11 protein-coding genes and 1 pseudogene are annotated in these 16278 nt (G+C 64.7%); all 12 read left to right on the top strand.

Going from position 1 to position 16278, the window contains the following annotated elements; genetic code table 11:
- The first annotated feature begins 322 nt into the window (after nucleotides 1-322).
- Complete coding sequence (gene putA, locus LJY18_RS21485) at nucleotides 323-3502, top strand: bifunctional proline dehydrogenase/L-glutamate gamma-semialdehyde dehydrogenase PutA (protein WP_238044312.1); 3180 nt, start codon at nucleotides 323-325, stop codon at nucleotides 3500-3502.
- Between the two features lie 152 nt (nucleotides 3503-3654).
- A complete protein-coding gene (putP, locus tag LJY18_RS21490; RefSeq protein WP_238044314.1) occupies nucleotides 3655-5139 on the top strand; it encodes a sodium/proline symporter PutP in 1485 nt (494 codons plus the stop codon).
- A gap of 376 nt (nucleotides 5140-5515) precedes the next feature.
- Nucleotides 5516-5806: a GYD domain-containing protein gene (locus tag LJY18_RS21495; RefSeq protein WP_238044316.1), complete on the top strand. Its 291-nt coding sequence runs from the start codon at nucleotides 5516-5518 to the stop codon at nucleotides 5804-5806.
- 340 nt (nucleotides 5807-6146) lie between these two features.
- Nucleotides 6147-7082, top strand: a complete 936-nt coding sequence (locus LJY18_RS21500; RefSeq protein WP_238044318.1) for a LysR substrate-binding domain-containing protein — start codon at nucleotides 6147-6149, stop codon at nucleotides 7080-7082.
- Between the two features lie 734 nt (nucleotides 7083-7816).
- Complete coding sequence (locus LJY18_RS21505; protein WP_238044320.1) at nucleotides 7817-9007, top strand: aromatic ring-hydroxylating oxygenase subunit alpha; 1191 nt, start codon at nucleotides 7817-7819, stop codon at nucleotides 9005-9007.
- Between the two features lie 10 nt (nucleotides 9008-9017).
- Nucleotides 9018-10463 (top strand): aldehyde dehydrogenase family protein, encoded by a 1446-nt coding sequence (locus tag LJY18_RS21510; protein WP_238044322.1) that lies wholly within the window; start codon nucleotides 9018-9020, stop codon nucleotides 10461-10463.
- Nucleotides 10464-10468: 5 nt separating this feature from the next.
- A pseudogene (locus LJY18_RS21515) lies at nucleotides 10469-10633 on the top strand (rubredoxin); the annotation flags it as partial.
- Nucleotides 10634-10690: 57 nt separating this feature from the next.
- Nucleotides 10691-11884: an FAD-dependent oxidoreductase gene (locus tag LJY18_RS21520; RefSeq protein ID WP_238044396.1), complete on the top strand. Its 1194-nt coding sequence runs from the start codon at nucleotides 10691-10693 to the stop codon at nucleotides 11882-11884.
- 10 nt (nucleotides 11885-11894) lie between these two features.
- Nucleotides 11895-13223: an NAD(P)/FAD-dependent oxidoreductase gene (locus LJY18_RS21525; RefSeq protein WP_238044324.1), complete on the top strand. Its 1329-nt coding sequence runs from the start codon at nucleotides 11895-11897 to the stop codon at nucleotides 13221-13223.
- Nucleotides 13220-13591, top strand: a complete 372-nt coding sequence (locus LJY18_RS21530; protein ID WP_238044326.1) for an ethanolamine utilization protein EutQ — start codon at nucleotides 13220-13222, stop codon at nucleotides 13589-13591. The genes LJY18_RS21525 and LJY18_RS21530 overlap by 4 nt, the downstream gene beginning before the upstream one ends.
- Nucleotides 13592-13673: 82 nt before the next feature.
- Nucleotides 13674-14969 carry an MFS transporter gene (locus tag LJY18_RS21535; RefSeq protein ID WP_238044328.1) on the top strand — a complete coding sequence of 432 codons (1296 nt, stop codon included), beginning with the start codon at nucleotides 13674-13676 and terminating at the stop codon, nucleotides 14967-14969.
- Between the two features lie 45 nt (nucleotides 14970-15014).
- On the top strand, nucleotides 15015-16262 hold the full coding sequence (locus tag LJY18_RS21540; RefSeq protein WP_238044330.1) for a M24 family metallopeptidase: 1248 nt from the start codon (nucleotides 15015-15017) through the stop codon (nucleotides 16260-16262).
- Nucleotides 16263-16278 lie beyond the last annotated feature (16 nt).

Genomic DNA, 16278 nt, shown 5'->3' on the forward strand with positions numbered 1-16278 from the left:
TGTCGCTAGCAAGCCAAGCCTATCCCGTCGTGTGCTGCGGGCAGGCGCGGCCCTGTGGTTGGGGCAATTGTTCCCCGGCTGAGCCTCGCCTGGTTTCCGCCAGTTCCCCGAGCCTCCGTTCGCCGTTAGTTCCCCGGCCCGTAGGTTTCTGCAAAAACTCCAGAGCTTTCTGCAAGAAGCTGTCATGGCTATGCAACTAAATTCCATTATCCACTGTTTGCCCTGGGTGCTTGGCAGAACGCAATGGTCAGACCACTGTATTTGCGCTAAACCCAATAGCAGTAATTCCTACAACAACAGTCTCCAGAAGAGGATGGGCGTGATGTTTAAAGCCAGTCACGTCTTGCAGGACGAGTTCCTTAACCGGATCTCGGCCGCCAAGGCCGCCGATTTTTTCCCTGTCATCAGCGCCAACTACAGCGTTGACGAGGCAGCCTATCTCACTGAGCTCTTGCAGCTCGCCGATCCCGGTGACAATGGCATCGAGGCTATCCGCCAGGGTGCCCGCAGCCTGATTCAGGATGTGCGTAGCCGGGACAATGCCGTCGATACCCTCGACGCACTGCTTCGTCAGTACAGCCTCGACACCCAGGAGGGGCTGATGCTCATGTGCCTGGCCGAGGCGCTGCTGCGCGTCCCGGACGCTGCCACCGCCGATGCGCTGATCCGCGACAAGTTGAGCGCCGCCGAGTGGGAACGTCACCTCGGCCAGAGCGACAATGTGCTGGTCAACTTCGCCGCCTGGGGCCTGGTCATGACCGGCAAGGTGGTTGATCCGTCCGCCGCCGATGGCCGGCCGAAGAACGTCATCGGACGTCTGGTCAAGCGCTCCGGCGAGCCGGTAATCCGCGCGGCGATGAACCAGGCGATGAAGCTGATGGGCAAGCAGTTCGTGCTTGGTCGCAACATCGCCGAGGCGTTGAAGAACGGTCGTGCAGAACGCGAAAAAGGCTACAGCTACTCCTTCGACATGCTCGGCGAGGCGGCACTGACTGCCGACGACGCCGAGAAGTACATGGCCGACTACCGCAAGGCGATTGACACCGTTGGCGCAGAGCCGCAGGTGGGCAAGGGGCCGAAGCCGTCGATCTCGATCAAGCTGTCCGCCCTGCATCCGCGTTACGAAGTGGCGCAACGCGAGCGCGTGCTCACCGAGCTGTTCGCCAATGTGCTGGAGTTAGCCGTGCGTGCGCGCAAGCTGGGTGTCGGTATCTCGGTGGACGCCGAGGAAGCCGACCGCTTGGAGCTGTCGCTGGAACTCTATGAAAAGCTGATGCGCGACCCGGCGATTGCCGGCTGGGGCGAATTCGGCCTGGTGGTGCAGGCCTACTCCAAGCGCTGCCTGCCGGTGCTGGTGTGGCTGGCCCTGTTGGGCAAGGAACTCGGTGCCAAGATGCCGCTGCGTCTGGTCAAGGGCGCCTACTGGGACACCGAGATCAAGCAGTGTCAGGTCCAGGGCCTGGACGGCTACCCGGTGTTCACCCGCAAGGAAGGCACCGACACCTCCTACCTGGCCTGTGCGCGCTTCCTGCTGTCGGAGTTCACGCGCGATGTGATCTACCCGCAGTTCGCCAGCCATAACGCGCATACCGTCAGCTGCATCCTGTCGATGGCCGCCGAGCACCCGCAGCCGCGCGAGTTCGAGTTCCAGCGCCTGCATGGCATGGGCGATGCGCTGTACGACACCGTGCTGGAAAAGCATGGCAAGACCGTGCGCATTTATGCGCCGGTCGGTGCGCACAAGGACCTGCTGCCCTATCTGGTGCGCCGCTTGCTGGAAAACGGCGCGAACTCCTCGTTCGTCCACCAGTTGGTTGACCCGAGCACGCCGATCGAGTCACTTCTCGATCATCCGGTGACGCAACTGCGCAAGTTCAAAAGCATCGCTAATGACAAAATCCCCCTTCCGCCCGCTCTGTTCGGTGCCGCGCGGAAAAACTCCCAAGGCATCAACATGAACATCCAGCACTCTCTCGCTGAGCTTGAGCTCGCCTATAAGCCGCACCTCAACCGTCAATGGCACGCCGCACCGGTAATCAACGGGCAGTCGCTGCCTGGCGCCGCGCAGGACGTGCACTGCCCCTATGAGTTGAGCAAGGTCGTCGGCACCGCCCAGTTCGCCAGCGCCGCCCAGGCGGCTCAGGCGCTGGATGGGTTGAGCGCTGCCTGGCCGCGCTGGAACGCCACCGCCATCGACAGCCGCGCGAGCATCTTCGAGCGTCTGGCCGATCTGCTCGAGAGCAACCGTGCCGAGTTGATGGCGCTGTGCACCGTGGAAGCCGGCAAGTCCATGCAGGACGGTATCGACGAAGTGCGCGAGGCGGTGGATTTCTGCCGTTACTATGCCCAGCAGGCGCGTCTGCGTCTGGGTCGCGAAGAGCTGAAAGGCCCGACCGGCGAGCGCAACGAGTTGTTCCACGAAGGCCGTGGCATCTTCGTCTGCGTCAGCCCGTGGAACTTCCCGCTGGCCATCTACCTGGGCCAGATCGCCGCCGCCCTGGTCGCCGGTAACTGTGTGCTGGCCAAGCCGGCCGAGCAGACCAGCCTGATCGCCGCGCGTGCCCTGGAGCTGATGTTCGAGGCCGGTCTGCCGACCGATGTAATCGCCTTCCTGCCGGGCGATGGCGCCACCCTCGGCGGCGTATTCTGCCGCGATGCTCGCGTCGCCGGGGTGTGCTTCACCGGTTCCACCGACACCGCGCGCATCATCAACCGTCAGCTGGCCGAGAAGGCCGGCCCGATCGCTGCACTGATCGCCGAGACCGGCGGCCAGAACGCAATGATCGTCGACTCCACCGCGCTGCCCGAGCAGGTGGTCAAGGACGCCGTGCAGTCGGCCTTCACCAGTGCCGGCCAGCGTTGCTCGGCCCTGCGGGTGCTCTATGTGCAGGCGGATATCGCCGAGCGCGTGCTGGATCTGCTCAAGGGCGCCATGGCCGAGCTGAAAGTCGGCCCGACTCACCTGCGCGAAAGCGATGTGGGCCCGGTGATCGACGCCGAAGCCAAGGCCGGCCTGGACGCGCATATCGCCCAGCTCAAGGGCGAGGGCAAGCTGATTGCCGAAACCCCGCTGCCGGCCAGCTTGCACGGTCATTTCGTCGCCCCGGTGGCGTTCGAGATCGGCGGCATCGCCGAGCTGAAGAAAGAGAACTTCGGCCCCATCCTGCACATCGTGCGTTTCCAGGCGGCCGATCTTGAAAAGGTGGTCGCCGCGATCAATGGCACAGGTTATGGCCTGACCCTCGGCGTGCATACCCGCAACGAGGAAACCGCAGATCGCATCGAGGCGCTGGCGCGGGTCGGCAACCTCTACGTCAATCGCAACCAGATTGGCGCCGTGGTCGGCGTGCAGCCGTTCGGCGGCTGCGGTCTGTCGGGCACCGGGCCAAAAGCCGGTGGTCCGAGCTACCTGTTGCGCTTCGTCAACGAGCGCACCACGTCGGTCAACACCACCGCGGTAGGCGGCAACGCTTCGCTGCTGTCGCTGGGCGACGAAGACTGAGGCATTTCAGGGACAGGCTCACAAGGCCTGTCCCGCCCCCGACCGGATTTCAGGCGTGCACCTGGTCGGTGGTTTCAAGGCAGTGACCGCATACGGCAGTCGCTTAAAAACTAGAACCACGGCTTGAGCCGTGCCAACAAGAGAACAACAAGATGAACGAGCAGAACGTTTTTGTTGTAGGGGTGACCTTCGTGGTCTACCTGGTGATGATGTTGTGGTTGGGCCTGGTGGCTTACAAGCGGACCAGTAACCTGTCCGATTACATCCTCGGCGGCCGTTCCATCGGCCCGACCACGGCGGCGCTGTCGGCTGGCGCTTCCGATATGAGTGGCTGGCTGATGCTTGGTCTGCCGGGCTATGCCCTGGCGGCTGGTTTCGAAGCCACCTGGATCGCTGGTGGCTTGTTGGCTGGCACCTGGCTGAACTGGCTGTTCGTCGCCCAGCGCCTGCGCGTTTATTCGCACACGGCTAATGACTCGGTGACCATGCCGTCCTACTTCGAGAATCGCTTCCACGACAAATCCCGCGCCCTGCGTGTGGTGTCGGCGCTGATCATCCTGACGTTCTTCCTGTTCTACACCAGCTCTGGCCTGGTGGCTTCCGGCAAGCTGTTCGAAACCGTATTCGGCTTCGACTACCAGATCGCCGTGATCGTCGGCACCCTGGCGGTGGTTTCCTACACCCTGTTCGGCGGCTTCCTCGCCGTGGCCTGGACCGACGTGGTGCAAGGCCTGCTGATGGCTGCCGCACTGGTATTGGTGCCGATATTCGCCCTTAACGCAGTGGGCGGTATCGACGCTGCCCACCTGGCGATTGCCGCGAAAAATCCCGAGCTGCTGACCTTCTTCAACGATGCCAAAGGCCAACCGCTGGGCATTATCGCGATTCTCTCGCTGGTCGGTTGGGGTCTGGGCTACTTTGGTCAGCCGCATATCCTCGCCCGCTTCAAGGCGATTTCCGATAACAAGGACATTCCGACTGCCCGTCGCATTGCGGTGAGCTGGACTGCCCTGACTCTGGTCGCCGCCCTGTCCATCGGCTGGGTCGCCCTGGGTTACCTGGAAACCGACCTGGGCGACGCCGAAACCGTATTCATGGTGCTGGTCAACAGCCTGTTCCACCCGGTAGTGGCCGGCATCCTGATGGCCGCCGTGCTGGCAGCGATCATGTCCACCGCCGACTCGCAACTGCTGGTCAGCTCCTCGGCCCTGGCGGAAGACTTCTACAAGGCGATCCTCAAGAAGCATGCCAGCGATTTCGAGCTGGTATGGATCGGCCGTGGCGCCGTGGTCCTGATTGCCATCATTGCCCTGGTGCTGGCCCTGAACCCGGACAATACCGTGCTGGGTCTGGTGTCCTACGCCTGGGCTGGCTTCGGCGCCGCCTTCGGCCCGGCCATCCTGCTGTCGCTGTACTGGAAGCGGATGAACCGCAATGGCGCCCTGGCGGGCATCATTCTCGGTGGCCTGACCGTGCTGATCTGGAAGCAGCTGTCCGGCGGGATCTTCGATCTGTACGAGATCATTCCCGGCTTCATCCTGGCGACCCTGGCCATCATCGTTGTCAGCCTGATGACCAAAGAACCGGACGCCGCAGTGCAAGCCCAGTTCGACGATGTCGAGCGCGAGATGGCTTGATGTAATGAGTGTCATCCCCGCCTGCAGCCGGTCGTCTGCTGGCGGGGCACCCGAGTCAGGATTTCACTGCTGATGCCCGGCTCGGGCCCCACGACGACCCGATAGTGCTTTACCGGCCCACACCTCGTTGTGTTGGGCCGGTTTTTTTTTGCCTGTGCGGATCAGTGGTCATGCGTGTGCTGCTGGAGCCTGCTATGCCTGACAAGGAGACACCGGTGGAGCGGGGCTGCAACCTGGGCCCGTCCTGAGCTGCATCGGAGCAGGCGCAAGTAAGCGATGGTCGGACTCGCGGATTTGGAAGAATGGCGGCCCTCTTCCAGGTAATCGCAGCCGGCTCGGTGACCGCCACTCAGCAACCCTGACAAGGGGTGTAATCATGGCAACCTTCATCTCGCTGGTTAACTTCACCGATCAGGGCATCCGGGCGGTCAAGGACTCACCGGATCGCTTCCAGGCATTCAAGGCATTGGCTGAAAAGGTAGGCGTAGCGGTCAAGGCCGTCTACTGGACCGTGGGCAGTTACGATCTGGTGCTGATCGTCGAGGGCGACGAGGAGACCGCAACCTCCCTGCTGCTGAAAGTCGGCTCGCTCGGCAATACGCGCACGCAGACACTGCGCGGCTTCTCGGAGCAGGAGATGCGCAAGATCATCGGCAACATGCCTTAGCACCTGATCCTGCCTGCAGGATTTGCCGTAGCTGCAGGCGCTTCGCGGGTGTTGCAGCGGCCCAGCTCTTTGGAGATGGGCCGTTTCTTTGTTGAGGGGCTGATGGCCGCAGTGCGACCCGCAGCATGGCTGTTCTTCGCCCACGCCTGGCGGCGCCATGCAGCGGTGATGTTGTCCTGCGGTGCATGCGCCCGGTCCGCTCTACGGTGGCCAGCGCTAGAGGGGCCTGCGCCACTGATGACGCCCGTCCGGCACGATTGCGTGTTCGCACGCTGTGTTTAGCGCAAGCATGGTTCTAAACTGCGGGGACATAACTAAAAAACTGCGTGATCTTGCCTGCATGAAAATCCATCCACTGCCCCCACTCAACAGCCTGGTGGCTTTCGAAGCGGCCGCGCGCCACCTGAGTTTTACCCTGGCGGCGCACGAACTGAACGTCACCCAGGGCGCGATCAGCCGCCAGGTGCGCCTGCTCGAGGACTACCTGGGCAAAACCCTGTTCGAACGCACCACGCGGGCGATCAACTTGAGCCCGACCGGTAGCCAGTACTATGAAACGGTGCGCACCGCGTTGCTGCAGCTGGCCCACGCCACCGGTGAGATTCGCCACTGGCAGGGCGCCCAACAGGTGACCGTGGTCACCAGTACGGCGATGGCCTCGCTGTGGCTACTGCCCAAGGTGGCCGAGTTTCAGCGCGATCATGAAGAGGTCGACCTGCGCATCATTGCCTACGACCAGGTCAAGGACTTCTCCCGCCTGGATTGCGACCTGGCTCTGTACTACTGCCGCACCCCGCCGAAAGACATGCAGGTGACCCCGCTGTTTCCCGAGGAAGTGTTCCCGGTGTGCAGCCCGGGCTATCTGGCCAAGAATCCGGCGCTGAGCACCCCGGATCAGCTGGCCGACTGCACCTGGCTGTGGCTGGAAGATCCGCAGCGCGACTGGATCGGCTGGTCCGAGTGGTTCCAGCGCCTGGGCTTGAAAAGTGTCGAGCCCAGACGGCGGATCAACATCAACAGCTACTCGATGCTGATCCAGTCGGCGCTCAGTGGCCAGGGCATCGCGCTGGCCTGGTCGAACCTGGTCGACAACCACCTGCAGACCGGCGCCCTGGTGCGGCCGATCGACACCGTGTTGCAGTCGGATGCGCAGTTCTGCCTGCTGGAACCGCTCGGTCGAGGGGTGATGCGCCAGAGCGTTAAATGCTTTCGCGCCTGGTTGCTCGAGCAGTTGCCGCCTGCGTTGGACGACGCCACGCTCGCTGGCGGCGCATAACTACCAGGCCGAAACGAACGCTGCCGCAGGCTTGTGGCCTGCGGCAGCGTTGCATGGAGCAGTCGCGGCGCTAGCCTTTGGGCTATGCGCGGCTATTCCTCAGCAGGCCTTTGGCGCGGGTAGCGCAAGGTGAGTTGGCCCCGCCCAGCACGACCCGAGGCGCAATGCCTGGGTCGTCCTGGGAGTGTTCCTGCGTTAGCGACTGGTATCCCGGAGATGGCGTGGGAAAACCAGCGGAGCTGCCTGACGCAAGCGACGCGTCGTGACAGGACTCATGTGCAGGATGAATTCGCTGATCGATGGGTGTTGGAAGCTTTCCAGCCTGTCGGCATCACCAACAGCGGCCAATTAATCCGCTTAATTAATTACGTTCGACCTGCATCAGGGCCGGGAGGCCCGGGTGCTATCTGCCATGCGTCGCCGGATGCTGGCCTGCTGTGTAGTGCCGGTGACTGGTTTGACGGTGGCTAAAGTGGCCTTTCCCGGTCCCTGGAACAAGCCATTCTTTCTCATGGATTGATGATCTTTATGCATAACAATGCGCCGCGCTGGGCCTGACGGTACTCAAGCAGGGCTCGGCAGATGTGCTTCTGCATTGATGATGAAAAGTCATAAATCCAGCTGTAAAAATCGTTTGTCGAACAATCCCCATATTCTCGAAACTCGCTGCCAACGGAGCCTGGCCAGCGAGCCTGCCGATCATCACCCACCGTGCCCAGCAGGGGAGAACAACAATGACTTCGACCACTTCTCAACAAATTCCTGTGCATCATCTGGAAAGCGTACTCAACCCGATTCACCAGGCCACCGGCCTGAGCAACGAGTTCTATATCGAGCAACGTCATTTCGAGCTGGAGCGCGATCAGGTCATGGGCAAGACCTGGGCCTGTGTCGGTTTCGCCAGCGATCTGGTGCAGAACGGCTCGGTCAAGCCGGTCGACTTCATGGGCCTGCCGCTGTTGCTGATGCGCAACCGCGAGGGCCTGGTGCAGGTGTTCCACAACGTCTGCAGCCACCGCGGCATGAAGCTGGTAGAGGAGGAGGGCACCGTGCAGGGCGTGATCCGCTGCCCCTACCACTCCTGGACCTACGACCTCAACGGTGGCCTGCGTGGTACCCCGCACATCGGCGGTATCGATCAGCACAAGGACGAGCGCTTTGCCTGCGAAAAGCATGGCCTGAAGGCTCTGCGCAGCGCCATCTGGATGGACATGGTGTTCGTCAACCTGTCCGGCGATGCCCAGCCGCTGGAAGAAATGCTCGCGCCGCTGACCGCGCGCTGGAGCCAGTTCCTCGGCGAAGACGGCATGGGCCTGCTGCGCCGCCGTCCGCACATGGACGCCACCACCCTGGACATCAACTGCAACTGGAAGCTGGCGGTGGAGAACTACTGCGAGGCCTACCACCTGCCGTGGGTACACCCGAGCCTGAACAGCTACTCGCGCCTGGAAGACCACTACAACATCCTGTTCGACGAGCAGTTCGCCGGTCAGGGCAGCTATGCCTACAACCTGTCCGACGTCGCCGGCACCCATCTGCCGCAGTTCCCCAGCTGGCCGCAGGACCGTCTGCGCAACGCCGAGTACGTGGCCTTCTTCCCCAACGTGCTGCTCGGCATCCAGGCCGACCACGCCTTCGCCATGCAGCTGGAGCCGGTCGCCCCGGGCCGCACCATCGAGCACCTGCGCCTGTTCTACGTCGGCGACGAGGCCCTGGGCGACGAGTACGCCGCCTGCCGCAACGCCATTCTGGAGTCCTGGAAGGTGGTGTTCGCCGAGGACATCGCTTCGGTCGAAGGCATGCAGAAGGGCCGACATTCCCCTGGCTATAAGGGCGGTGCCTTCTCTCCGGAAATGGACATCCCCACCCACTTCTTCCACCAGTGGGCCGCGCGCAAGCTGCTGGCCACCGTACCGTCCGCCTGAGGAGGCCGCCATGTATCCGATTGCCGAACATTGGCTGAACTACATCGACGGCGAGTGGCTCGACAGCGAGTCGCGCCTGACGGTGAATAACCCCGGCAGCGCAGAGCCCGTGGCGAGCATCGCCCAGGCTTCGGTCGAGGACGCCGAGCGCGCCGTGCAGGCGGCGCGGCGCTGCGCCGACAGCGGCGCGCTGAGCAGCGTGCGTCCGGCGCAGCGGGTCACCTGGTTGCTGCGTATCGCCGAGGAGATTCGCGCGGTCGCCGACGAAGGTGCCTGGGTGCTGTGCCAGGAAAACGGCAAGAGCCTCAACGATGCCCGCGACGAGTTCACCGAGGCGGCGCGCTACTTCGAGTACTACGCCGGCATGGCCGACAAGATCGAGGGCACCTCGATCCCGCTGGGCAACGGTTACATGGATTTCACCCTGTATGACCCGATGGGCGTTTCGGCGCAAATCGTGCCCTGGAACTTCCCGGTATCGATCTGCGCCCGCTCGCTGGCGCCGGCCCTGGCGGCCGGCAACGCAGTGGTGATCAAGTCGCCGGAGCTGTCGCCGCTGGGCATGTGCGTGCTGGTTCGTGCCATCGCCAAGGCCGGCCTGCCGAATGGTGCGGTCAACCTGATCTGCGGCCGTGGCCGTGAGGTCGGTACGCACCTGGTGAGCAGCGCCAAGGTCGATCAGATCGTCTTCACCGGTTCGGTGCCGACCGGCCAGACCATCCTGCGTGACGCCGCCGAACACGCCATCCCCAGCGTCATGGAGCTGGGCGGCAAGTCGGCGGCGATCGCCTTCGCCGATGCCGATCGCGAGCAGCTGCTGGCCAGCGTCAAGGGCGGCATCTTCTTCAACGCCGGTCAGGTCTGTTCGGCCATGTCGCGCCTGCTGGTGCAGCGCGAGATCTATGAAGAAATCGTCGAGTCCGTCGTCGCCCTGGCCGAAGGCCTCAGCGTCGGCCTCGGCCAGGACAACCCGGACCTGACCCCGGTGGTCAGTGCCGGACAACTGGCCAGCATCGAAGCCCTGTGTCGGCGTGCCAGCGATGAGGGTGCGGTCGTGGCTACCGGTGGTGAGCGCTTCACCGACCGCGCCGGGCACTTCATGCGCCCGACCGTGTTCCGCGACGTCAGCCCCGAGATGTGCATCGCCCAGGAAGAAGTCTTCGGCCCGGTGCTGGCGATCATCCCCTTCGATACCGAGGAACAGGCCCTGGCCATCGCCAACGGCACCGAGTTCGGCCTGGTCGCCGGCGTGTTCACCCAGGACATCAGCCGCGCCATGCGCTGCGCCCGTCGCCTCAAGGCCGGCCAGGTGTTCGTCAATGAGTGGTATGCCGGCGGCATCGAGACCCCATTCGGCGGCGTCGGCCTGTCCGGTTTCGGCCGCGAGAAGGGTCAGGAAGCCTTGTACAGCTACGTGCGCACCAAGAACGTAGCGATCCGCGTGGCGGGGGAGTAAGCGACATGTTCAAGACCTGGCTCTGTGTGGTCTGCGGTTTGATCTACGACGAGGCCCTCGGCTGGCCGGACGACGGCATCGTCGCCGGCACCCGTTGGGACGATGTGCCGCAGGACTGGAAATGCCCCGAGTGTGGGGTCGGCAAGGACGATTTCGAGATGCTCGATATCAGTCCGGTGGTGGCTGCGGCCGCTGTCAGCGCGCCGCTGCCAGTACCGCCGGCAGCCATGGCTGCGCCTGCCCAGGCGCAGCCGGTCGCGCTGGTGCGCCAGCCAATCGTCATCATCGGCAGCGGTTACGCCGGCTATGGCTTGGCCCAGGCCTTGCGCCGGGCCGACCCGCAGGTCGAGATCCGCGTGCTGACCCAGGAGTCTGGGCACCTGTATTCCAAGCCGGCGCTGTCGATCGGCCTGGCCCAGGGCAGGAGCGCCGCGGCGCTGTCGGGCGAGTCGGCCCTGGCCATCGAGAAGCGCCTGAAGATCCGTGTTTACCCCTATTGCACGGTCGAGCGCATCGACGCCGTGGCGCGGCGCCTGCACACCAACATCGGCGAGATGGAATACGGCCAGTTGGTGCTGGCCAGCGGTGCCGCGCCGATCCGCCTGCCAATCGAAGGCGACACGGCGGCGCTGCTCAGCGTCAACAACCTGCACGATTACCAGGGCTTTCGTGAGCGTCTGGTCGGCGTGCGTCGGGTGGCCATCCTCGGTGACGGCCTGATCGGCTGCGAGTTCGCCAACGACCTGGCCAGCAGCGGCTTTGCGGTCAGCGTCATTGGCCTCGGCCAGTGGCCGATGGAACGCCTGCTACCGGTCGAAGCCGGGCAACACTTGCAAGACGCCCTGGGCGAGTTGGGGGTCAGCTGGCACCTGCAGAACACCCTGCAGCGTATCGAATCGGTGGAGCAGAGCTATCGCCTGAGCCTCGCCGACGGTCAGTGCCTGGAGGCCGACCTGGTGCTCTCCGCGGTGGGCCTGCGGCCCAATCTGGCGCTGGCCGAAACGGCCGGGGTCGCGGTGGGTCGCGGCATCCAGGTGGACGCCCGGTTGCAGACCTCGCAGCCGGGGATCTTCGCCTTGGGTGACTGCATCGAGATCGACGGCCAGTTGCTGCCGTATCTGGCGCCGATCAACCAGGGCATCCAGGCCCTGAGCAAGACCCTGCTCGGCCAGCCGACGACGGTCAGCTACCCGCTGATGCCGGTGACGGTGAAGACCCCGGCCGCACCGCTGTGCCTGTTGCCGCCCGCCGTCGGGGTGACCGGCGAGTGGCGCTGCACGGCTACCGACGATGGCCTGAGCGCCGGTTTCTACGATGCCGAGGGGGCGCTGCACGGCTTCGTCCTGCTCGGTCGCCAAGCACAAGTGCAGCGCAACAGCTGGCTGCAATCCTGTCAGAACGCGCAACGGGCCGTGGCCTGAGGGCACCAACATGAGCAAGAAGATCAACCTGCCCTACGACGACGCCAGCTGCGGCTGGTACGCCGCACTGCCGGCGGCCAAGCCCGCGACGCGTTTGCAGGGCGAGCAGCGCGCCGATTTCACGGTCATCGGTGCCGGCTTTGCCGGCCTGGCCGCCGCCCGCCGGCTGGCCGAGCACCATCCGCAGGCGCGCATCCTGCTGGTCGACGCCCAGCGCGTCGGCTACGGCGCGTCGGGGCGCAACTCCGGTTTCGTCATCGACCTGCCGCACAAGTTCGCCCTCGAGCACCCGGACCCGGCGCACAAGCAGCGCCTGCTCGGCCTCAATCGCGCCGCCATCGCCCAGTTGCAGGGGCTGATCCAGCGCCACGGCATCGATTGCCAGTGGTCGCACGCCGGCAAGTACCAGGGCGCCGTGGGCCCGCGCGGCCTGGCCTATCTGGAGCATTTCGAGCACCTGCTCAGCCAGCTCGGCGAGCCCTTCCACTGGGTCGAGCGCGAGGAGTTGGCCAAGGTCGTCGGCAGCCGGCACTACAGTCGGGCGATCTACACCCCGGGCTGCTACCTGATGCAGCCGGCGGCGTTGGTCACTGGCCTGGGTGGTTCGTTGCCGGGCAACGTGGAACTGCTCGAGGAATCGCCGATCCAGCGCCTGGAGCGCGATGGTCAGGGCGGCTGGATTCTGCACGGCAATAACGGCCGCATCCGTACTCCGCAGCTGCTGCTCGGCACCAGCATCTTCACCCAGGAATTCGGTTTCCTGCGCAACCGCCTGTTGCCGGTGATGACCTTCGCCAGCTGGACCCGGCCGCTGACCGACAGTGAGCTGCAGGTCTATGGCGGCGAACTGGATTGGGGCCTGACCCCGGCCGACCACGCCGGCACCACGGTGCGCATGACCCAGGATCGCCGCCTGATGATCCGCAACACCTACAAGCACGTGCCCAAGTACGGCCAGAGCACCAGCGATGCGATGCGCGCCAGCGTGCGCGAGGATCACCGCAAGGCCTTCCTGGCGCGCTTCCCGCAGCTGGTCAACGTACCCTTCAGCCACACCTGGGGCGGCGTCTACGCCATCTCGCGCAACTTCACCAACTTCTTCGGCGAGCTGGAGCAGGGCGTCTATGCCTCGGCCTGCGACAACGGCGTCGGCGCGGCCTGGGGCACCATCTCCGGCACCCTGCTGGCCGATCTGGCGGTGGGCGCCGATTCGGCGCAGTTACGCGATATCCAGGCGGTCACCGGCATGCCGTCGCTGAACCCGCCGGAACCTTTCCTTGGCCTCGGCGTGCGTTCGCGCATTCGCCTGGCGGCGTGGAACAGTCGGAGCGAGCTATGACTCGGGTCGTTTCCGGAAAAGGCCCGGTGCTGCTGGTCGATCACCATGACCTGGAGTTCATTCCGCGCGGCGGGCCACCCGGCGCCGCTTTTGTCGCCCGCGCCATCAGCAATGAAGTGTCGCCGAATATCGGTATCGGCTTCGCCCGCTGGGAGGGCGCCGAGGTCAACTGGACCCTGCTGTATGACGAGGTGGTCTTCGTCATCGAAGGCTGCTTCGAACTGCAGGCCAACGGTGAGCTGTACCGGGTCAAGCCGGGCCAGCTGCTGTGGATACCGGAAGGCACCGAGCTGGTCTATGGCGGTCATGCGCTGTTCGGCTACGTGGTCCATCCGGGTGATTGGAAACAACGTCACGGCCTGGCCTGAGCCAAGGGGAGCGCGGTATGGGTAGGCATTTCGCAGTAGGGCTGGTGCGCGCCATGGGCCGGTGGCCCCGGGAGGCGCACCCATGTTCGGCCTGACCCGGACCTTTGGCGCCCTGTACCTGGCCAGCCTGTTGATGCAGCTGGGCTCGACCCTGCTGATGACCTACCTGGCGCTGCGCCTGAGTGCCGACGGCGTGGCCGAGTTCTGGGGCGGCGCGCTGATGGCCGCCAACGCCCTGGGCATGGTGGCCGGCGGCAGGGTCGGGCGCGTGCTGATCGAGCGGGTCGGGCATATCCGCACCTACGTCGCCTGCGCCGGGGTGATTTCCGCCGCCGTACTGGCCCACGAGTTCAGCAGTGCCTTGCCGTTCTGGTTGGTGCTGCGCGCCTTGGTCGGTCTGGCGATGATGTGCCAGCTGATGGTGCTGGAAAGCTGGCTCAACGACCGCGCCCAGAGCGACCAGCGCGGCAAGGTGCTGGGCATCTACATGGTCGCGGTGTACGTCGGCATGGTGCTCGGTCAGCTGGCCCTGAGCCTGAATGGCGACCTGGGAATCCGCGCGTTGCTCGGCGTGGCCATGGCCTTCGCCCTGTGCCTGGTGCCGGTGGCCCTGACCCGCAGCATGCACCCGGCCGCGCTGCAGCCGGTGCCGGTCGATATCAGACTGTTTGTCCAGCGTGTGCCGCAATCGTTGATCACCATCCTGATGTCAGGGGTGATCAATGGCGGCTTCTATGGCCTGGCGGCCATCTATGCCAGTCGGCAGGGGCTGGATACGGCCCAGGTCGGCCAGTTCATGGCGCTGGTCATCGGCGCTGGGTTGGTCGCGCAACTGCCCCTGGGCTGGCTGTCCGATCGCTTGCCGCGGGCCAGCCTGATCCGCGCCGTGGCGGTGCTGTTGATCCTCGCCTGCCTGCCGCTGGGGTTCTATCAGCAACCGTCCTTTGGCGTCCTGCTGCTGGTCGGTGCCTGCATCGGGTTTCTCCAGTTCTGCCTGTATCCGCTGGGCGTGGCCCTGGCCAACGACAATATCGAAGCCGAACTGCGCGTGTCGCTGGCCGGCCTGTTGCTGGTGACCTATGGCATCGGCGCCTGTATCGGCCCGTTGCTGGCCGGCGCGCTGATGGAGTGGTTCGGTGCGCCCAGCCTGTATTACTTCTTCGCTGCCAGCGCCGGGCTCTTAGCCGTGGCGGTGGGCCAGGGCCGGGTCACCGGCGAGCACCTGCAGGCCGATGCGCCGCTGCATCACCAGGCCACGCCCATCGGCCTGGCCAGCTCGACCCTGGCGGCGGCGGTGGAGCCGGCCGAGGGCGGCGCCGGGCAATCCGCTCCGGTTTCGGCCGCCGAATCCACGCTGCCCGTGCCACCGAGAATCTGAACGCATGCCGGCCGCCGGCCGGTGTTTTTCCAGAGGAACCCCTTGATGTTCGACAACAAGAACAAATACCTGGCCGACGAGGCCGCCGGCCAGCCGCTGCGCAACCCGGTCAGCGTCGAGAACCACCAGGCCGCGCGCGGCTACCGCCTGCAGCGGGTGCGCCAGCAACTGCTGGCCGCCGATTGCGCGGCGATCCTGCTCTACGACCCGGTGAACATCCGCTACGCCACCGACACCTCGAACATGCAGGTGTGGACCCTGCACAACTTCGCCCGCTACGCCCTGGTGTTCGCCAGCGGGCCGGTGGTGCTGTTCGAGTTCCACAACTGCGAACACCTGCACGAGGGCAACGAATTGCTCGACGAAATCCGCCCGGCGATCAACTGGAGCTATTTCGGCGCCGGTTCGCGGATTTCCGAGAAGGCCGTGGTCTGGGCCGATGACATCCTCGCGGTGCTGCGCCAGCATGCCGGCACCAAGGCTCGGCTGGCGGTGGACAAGGCGGATTTCGAGGGGCTGGAGCTGCTGCAACAGCGCGGCCTGACCCTGGTCGAGGGCCACAGCCTGATGGAGCAGGCACGCAAGATTAAATCCGCCGCCGAACTGGAGTTGATGCGCTGGACCATCGCCGTGTGCGAGAAAGGCATCCAGCGCATGCACGACGAGCTGCGCCCGGGCATGAGCGAAAACCAGCTGTGGGCCTGGCTGCACTACGAGAACATCCGCCACGGTGGCGAATGGATCGAGACCCGCCTGCTGGCCTCCGGGCCGCGCACCAACCCGTGGATGCAGGAGTCCAGCGAGCGGATCATGCAGCAGGGCGAGATCGTCTGCTTCGACACCGACCTGATCGGCCCCTACGGCTACTGCGCGGATATTTCCCGGGCCTGGACGGTCGGCCATGTGCCGCCGACGGCCGAGCAGCGCAAGCTGTATCGCCTGGCCCATGAGCAGATCCAGCACAACATGGACCTGCTGCGCCCGGGGCTTAGTCATCGCGAGTTCGTCCAGCGCGCCTGGGATATCCCCCAACCCTATCTGCACAACCGCTATTGCTGCGTGGTACACGGCGTCGGCCTGGCCGACGAGTACCCGGCCCTGGCGCACAAGGGCGCGGACTGGGACAGCAGCGGTTACGACGGGGTGTTTGAGGAAAACATGGTGCTCTGCGTCGAGAGTTATATCGGCGAGCGTGGCGGCAAGGAAGGCATCAAGCTCGAGCAGCAGGTGCTGATCACCCGCGAAGGCTGCCAGGCGCTGTCGCACTACCCTTGGCAGGACGACTGGTTATGAAAGGCTCGTACCAGGT

Origin of the sequence: Pseudomonas sp. MMS21 TM103, assembly GCF_022132145.1 — a bacterium.
Taxonomy (GTDB): Bacteria; Pseudomonadota; Gammaproteobacteria; order Pseudomonadales; family Pseudomonadaceae; genus Aquipseudomonas.